This is a genomic window from Rhodococcus sp. 05-2254-6 (assembly GCF_002258565.1).
Classification (GTDB): domain Bacteria; phylum Actinomycetota; class Actinomycetes; order Mycobacteriales; family Mycobacteriaceae; genus Rhodococcoides.
On sequence record NZ_NOZF01000025.1, the window covers coordinates 23,690 to 29,698 of the forward strand.

8 protein-coding genes are annotated in these 6,009 nt (G+C 63.2%); 5 read left to right on the forward strand and 3 right to left on the reverse strand.

Annotation, left to right across the window (positions count from 1 at the left end; translation table 11 throughout):
• Positions 1-22: 22 nt before the first annotated feature.
• A complete protein-coding gene (locus CH256_RS03200) occupies positions 23-409 on the reverse strand; it encodes a hypothetical protein (protein WP_094668854.1) in 387 nt (128 codons plus the stop codon).
• A gap of 59 nt (positions 410-468) precedes the next feature.
• Here CH256_RS03200 and CH256_RS03205 point away from each other — a divergent pair, with 59 nt between their 5' ends.
• A complete protein-coding gene (locus tag CH256_RS03205) occupies positions 469-1,050 on the forward strand; it encodes a dihydrofolate reductase family protein (RefSeq protein WP_068046557.1) in 582 nt (193 codons plus the stop codon).
• A 43-nt stretch (positions 1,051-1,093) separates the two neighbouring features.
• Here the strand turns inward: CH256_RS03205 and CH256_RS03210 are convergent, their stop codons facing one another.
• The gene (locus CH256_RS03210) at positions 1,094-1,642 is read right to left on the reverse strand and encodes a dihydrofolate reductase family protein (protein ID WP_094668863.1); all 549 of its coding nucleotides are present in this window, start codon (positions 1,640-1,642) and stop codon (positions 1,094-1,096) included.
• A 119-nt stretch (positions 1,643-1,761) separates the two neighbouring features.
• On the opposite strand from CH256_RS03210, the gene CH256_RS28845 reads away from it, so the two are divergent.
• Both CH256_RS28845 and CH256_RS03220 read left to right on the forward strand, forming a co-directional pair.
• Complete coding sequence (locus CH256_RS28845) at positions 1,762-2,589, forward strand: VOC family protein (protein WP_306438698.1); 828 nt, start codon at positions 1,762-1,764, stop codon at positions 2,587-2,589.
• Entirely contained in the window at positions 2,586-3,014 is a 429-nt protein-coding gene (locus CH256_RS03220) for a hypothetical protein (RefSeq protein ID WP_094668856.1), read from the forward strand. Before CH256_RS28845 ends, CH256_RS03220 begins: the two co-directional genes overlap by 4 nt.
• Positions 3,015-3,048: 34 nt before the next feature.
• Here the strand turns inward: CH256_RS03220 and CH256_RS03225 are convergent, their stop codons facing one another.
• Positions 3,049-3,690: a TetR/AcrR family transcriptional regulator gene (locus CH256_RS03225; protein ID WP_218829120.1), complete on the reverse strand. Its 642-nt coding sequence runs from the start codon at positions 3,688-3,690 to the stop codon at positions 3,049-3,051.
• Between the two features lie 75 nt (positions 3,691-3,765).
• On the opposite strand from CH256_RS03225, the gene CH256_RS03230 reads away from it, so the two are divergent.
• The gene (locus CH256_RS03230; RefSeq protein ID WP_094668858.1) at positions 3,766-4,407 is read left to right on the forward strand and encodes a hypothetical protein; all 642 of its coding nucleotides are present in this window, start codon (positions 3,766-3,768) and stop codon (positions 4,405-4,407) included.
• A gap of 22 nt (positions 4,408-4,429) precedes the next feature.
• On the forward strand, positions 4,430-6,009 hold a 1,580-nt coding region (locus tag CH256_RS03235; RefSeq protein WP_256989345.1), incomplete at its 3' end, for an alpha/beta hydrolase.

Sequence of the window (6,009 nt, forward strand, 5' to 3'; positions counted from 1 at the left end):
CTTTCAAATTCTGACACCTATGTCAGATGTTAGATGCAGACTCCGGAATGCGACGCCATGGAGCATCGGGTGTGACCACGAGGGAGTCACCGATGACGAACGAATCGGTCGAGGTGACGATTCGGGCGATCTCGTGGTCGCGATCGTTCGCCGTGTCGTCTGCGGCCACAGCGCTCCAGCTGTGCCAGTTCTCGCTGAACCACCGACTGCCGTAGACGAGGGTGCCGGCCCGGCGCAACAGCTCGAGATTGTGGTCGTTGAACGCGTCCTCGAACGGCATGCTGGACAAATCTTGATCGACGCCTTGGCATTTGCCATCGAGAGACGTCAGGACGGACACGACGAGTGTGCGCAGGTTCGGATGCCACCAGCGTTGTGTCGTCGGTGGAATCTTTCTGTGCGATGACATTCTCCTGCCGATGTGGTCGGTACATCGAAAGAAGGTTCGCTACGACGAAGAGGTGCGTGATGGTCGGTTACACGGCAGATATTTTCTCGACGCTCGACGGATTCGCTTCTCCACGACCAGGCACGTGGGGTGGCTACTGGGGTAAGGAGAGCGACGCTTGGCTCACTCATCGCCGCACGCAATTCGCCGAGCCCCAGCGAATGGTGTTGGGAGCCAACACCTACCGGCTGTTTCTCGATTTTCGCCGGTCACTCGGGTCGGATCCAGAGATCGACAAGGCCGGAGATGTCTGGGTAGATCGCATGATGGCGATGCCGACGTCCGTCATATCGTCCACTCTGCAGACCGACCGCACGTCCACCGTCATCGCTACCGGGTCCGCGACCGACGTCGTCTCTCGGTTGAAGACCGAGTCGACGTTGCCGCTGCGATCGCACGGCAGCATTTCGCTGAATCGAGCACTGATGGCAGCAGGCCTGGTCGATCGTCTGCAGCTGACGATCTTCCCCGTCATCACCGGCACCAACGGAACCCATCCGATCTATCGCGACGGCCCGGACTTCGACTTGGACATGATCGACAGTCGAACCTTCGACGGTGGCATTCAGGAGTTGGTGTACCGCCCTGTCCCGCACACCTAGCCCGAGCAACAGGCTCGTCGACGGAGTCGCGTTCGACCACCCGTCACCGGTCGACCGCGTAACGCATCAAGGACGATCCGGACCGAAACGCTCGGCACTCCAGCAGGCGCAGTTTCTGCGACGGGGTGCCGTCGAAGAGTCGTTCGCCGTGTCCGCGCGCGTACGGATACTGGAAGAACCTGTACTCGTCGACGAGGTCGGCCGCGATCAGATCCCGACACAATCCAATGCTCCCCGTGCAGACGATGTCGCCGCCGTCCAACGCCTTGACCCGTGTGACCTCCTCGATCAGATCTCCTGACAGCACAGTCGAATTCGTCCATCCGGGGTCCTTCATGGTCGAGGACACGACGTACTTCGCGACGCGATTCAGATGATGGGTCACTCCCGTCGTGTCATCGGTTTTCGGCCCCCAGAAGTCACGCATGCCCTCGAATGTCACCCGCCCCACCAAGAAGCCGTCCGACGTATCGCGTTGCGCGGCCAGCGCCGCGTCGAGTTCGGGGTCGTGCCCTGCTCGGTCGAACCAGTCGTCGGTCGCCTCGATCACGCCGTCGACCGTGATGTTCTGCGTGACAACCAAAGTGCGCATCATCGGAAAATATCACCGCGTCCATCCACTTCTCTTTCGACCTGCGCGATGAGTTTTCGGACTTCGTTCGGTCAGAACCCGTAGCAAGGTTCTCCATCCACCGATGCGAAGGATTTGGTATGCAGATAATTCATACTCTGCCAGTGTTGTTCGTCGACGATCACGAGACCGCGATCGACTGGTACACCAAGCTGTTCGGCCGTACCTTCGACCGACGACCGATGGATCCCGACGCCGAATGGGACCTCGGCGACGGGCGCGGAGTACAGATCTACCACGACCCCGCGCGGGCAGGCGGGCACGATGTCGTCCTCGGAGTCCGGGACCTCGATGACACACTGCTGGACATCGGCTCCCGCGGCATCGACGCCGAGGCATTCACAGTGCCCTCGGGGCAGTTCAAGCTGGCGGCACTCACCGACCCTGCCGGCAACAACGTGATCCTGTCCCAATCACTGACCGACACAAAGCCCACGATCGAGCGATTCATAAGTACCCGCACCATCGACGCGGCGGCGTCGGAAATCTTCTCGTTCCTGACCGACCCCGACAATCACCAGCACACCGAACCGACCGACTGGGTCCGCGACGCTGTCGACACGTCCCCGATCACCGGTCCGGGCCATACGTTCGCGGTCAACATGTTTCTCGACGCGGCGGGTGGACACTACGTGATGCACAACCTCGTCACAGCGTTCGAGCGCGACCGCATCATCGCGTGGCTGCCGTGTTCGCAGAGAAGCGACGGCGAACTCGACGCAGGCGGATGGTGGTGGCGCTACGACCTGGCATCTCACGACAACGGAACTCGGGTGACCCTTACCTACGATTGGAGCGACACACCCGCAGCAGTGCGAGAGGAGATCGGCGGGATGCCGGCGGTTCCGATGAGCTTCCTCGACGATTCGCTGGCGGCATTGGACGCAGCGATCTGCACCGCCAAGTGAGCGTTTCACTGGCCACCTTGGATCCCATTCTGGGCCAGTGGCGGACATCGGGCACCGTCGTGGACAGACACGGGAATCTCGAAAGTGAGATCGAGGGAACGGATTCCTACACCGCACTGCCGGGCGGAGCGTGGATTGCCCACGACGTCGACGTCACGATCGGTGGCCACCGCACCCTTGCCCACGAACTGATCGGCGGTGCACACCCCGACGGGGGCTGGCGCATGTACGCATTCGACGACGCCTCCGAGCCCGGGCTCATGCGACTGTCGTTGCACGACAACGACCTTCTCCTCCTGGAGGGCAGCGGTATTCGCAGCTGGTTCCACTTCCGAGCCGGGACCCGCCACATGACAACTCGATGGGAACAATTCGACGGCGACGGCTGGACGACGTGGATGTCGATGCGATTCGACAGGATGTGACACCGGGCAATCGAACTCGAGCTCATTGTCGACGTCAGTCCGAGCCGCCCGCCGGCATGGGTGCAGCGGTGCGGAAAAGCAGCGAAATGGCGTGTTGCAGAACGTCCGTTTCCGAGCGGATTCGAGCAGCGTCGGCCGGGAGGGCTCGCGCTACGGACAGGCCGTCGAGTACCACGTTGAGATAGGCAGCGCGCTGGGCGTTGTCGCCCGGCGGCAGGGCACCTTCTTCTTCGAGAACGTCCAGCCAGTGTTCGATGTGCCGGAGTCCGGCCGCACTGAGAGCGTTGTACGTGTCGATGGCATCAGCGTTGAGCTCCGAGCTGAGGTAGGTGCCGAACGTCCGCCGCCATGTATCTCGGGCTTGCTCACCGGTTCCGGTGGCCGACAACACCTGCTGCATACACGCCAACAGTCGCCCCTCGGCAGGCACAGTGGTGTCTTCGATGTCATTTTTGTTCGCCACAAGCCCGGTGATTCCCGCGGCGACTTCGTCCATCAACGCTCGCTGTGTGGGGAAGAAATGACGCAGTGATCCGGTGCTGACACCTGCTCGTGCGGCGACCGCTCGGACGCTGAGCCGGGTTCCCGGATCTTCGGACACCATTGTCGCGGCTGCGATCAGAATCCGATCTCTGGTGCTGGGTTCGCTTTCGCGAGTCTCTACATTGTCCGACACCCCCCAACCCTAATACAGCGTGATACCTTCAAGTCTACTATCACGCTGTACTAATTGGGATCGAGGATCGCGCAGATGGGAATCAAACAGTGGCGCTACCGCCGCATTCGCGCCGGAGCCGGTGAGCCGCTCCGCCGCTACCGCTGGTGGCAGATGTTCGGCAGATCGCTGCGGTCGATCACGCTCACCGCACCCGACGGCACGAAGTCGGTCTACGCAGTCGATGTGCGGCACATGGGCGACGCGAAGGACGGTGAGGTGCGCGCTCGCCTCTACGTCGACGGCGCACTCGAGTCGTATGCCAAGATGCCTGCCCGCTTTCCCGTCCCCGGTGGGTACATCGAGGTCGCGGCCACCGGATTCGGGCTCAGTCGCTGCCACTACGTGCGCAGGGACGGCACCGAACAACAGCTCTCCCCCGATCCCGCATCCGCAGAGGGACGCCGCGCCCGGCTGCACTACCGGCACCCCGGTCCGAGTCGCGTCATCGGGCTGATCTCGATATTGCTCGTCAGCGGCGGCCTCTGCGTGGAGGTGCCGCAGATCATCGCATCCCTCTCTCTCATTCCCCCCATCGCCGACTCGATCGGAACATTCACCTCACCCATCCGACTGCCGCTCCACGTCAACCTGCTCATCGGATTCGCCGCTGTCATCGGCAGCACCGAACGAGCTCTGCGAATGCGATCGAGCTGGATCGACGAATTCGCCAGCTGAACCCCACGAAAGGAACACCACCATGCCCCACACAACTCCGGCGGGTTTCCGACGGAAGGACGAGGAGCGACGGCGATGGCCGAAGCCGGTGATGGCGGCGGCTGCCTCGTTGCTCCTCCTCGCCGGATGCTCCGGTGCAGCATCGAATGACGACGACAGCGCGAACAGGGTTGGCCTCGAACGGTTCATGGAGCAGGAGCTCGCGTTCGGGGCGTGCGATGCCAGCGTCCTGGACTCCCAGCCGCCCGTTCCCCAAGTGGTCGAGGCGGCAGAGAAGGCAGAGTGCGCGATGCTCACTGTCCCGATGGATTACGAGGATCTCGACGGTGAGACCGTCGAGATAGCCGTGTCCCGCATCTCCGCCACCGGCGACAACCCGATCGGCTCTGTCCTGCTGAACCCAGGCGGTCCCGGAGCGGCGGGGACGACGCTCGCCCCGCTGGTGAATGCCCTGTGGACGGGAGGCCCCATCCCCGAACGCTTCGACATCGTCGGCTTCGATCCGCGTGGAGTCGGTCTGAGCAATCCGGCAATCGACTGCTACTCCGATGAGGAGCGCGATGCCGACGCACCCCTGTCGGCTCTCGGCACGTGGACCGAAGAATCCGCGCGCGCCATTGTCGACAAATGCGCCGACGGCTCCGGAAACGAAGAGGTACTCGCCCACCTCGGGACACGGGATGTCGCTCGCGATATGGATGTGCTCCGCGCCGTGCTCGGCGATGACAAGCTCACCTATGCAGGAGTCAGCTACGGCACTCGACTCGGTTCGGTGTACGCCGAGATGTTCCCCGAGAACGTTCGTGCGCTCGTTCTCGACGGCGCGGTGGATCCGATCATGGACACCGCGGATCGCAGGATCCAGCTCAGTGAAGGAGTTCAGGCTTCGTTCCAGCGATTCGCCGACTTCTGCATGACGCAGGCCGCGTGCCCGCTCGGAACCGACCCGGCGCAGGCGACCGCCGCAGCGCAAGAGCTCCTCCAACCTCTCGAGGAGGAGCCGCTGGTGGCCGCCGACGGACGAGAGGTCGGCTTCCTCGCCGCTGGTGAAGGCATTGTCTCCGGCCTGTACTCCGAAGCCAGCTGGCCCGCCATCATCGCGGGGCTGACGGAGCTCGAAGCCGGACGACCCGACGCTCTCCTCGCGATTCGCGACGGGTACTACGGCCGGTCCGACAGTGGCGAGTACACCAATTCGTTCGAGGCGCTCTTCGCCATCAACTGCCTCGACGAGCAACGGTTCACCGAAGAAGAGATGACCCAGCTCGGCCACGATCTCAACGAGGCAGTGCCGTTCCTCGACCCCGGATCCACTCCCCCTGCGCAGGACGGGTGCGAGTTCTGGCCGGCCGAGCCAACACTCGGATACCCCTATGCCACCGACATCGATGGGCTTCCCGAAGTGCTCGTGATCTCGGCCACCGGGGACCCCGTGACGCCTCACGAGGGCGGCATCAGCCTGGCCGACACCCTCGGTGCGCGGTTGCTCACGGTCGACGGCAACCAACACGGGACGATCATCTCCGCCAACGCCTGTGTCGACGGAGCGGTCGCCGACTACCTGATCGACCTCGAACTGCCGGATGAAGGTGCGCGCTGCAC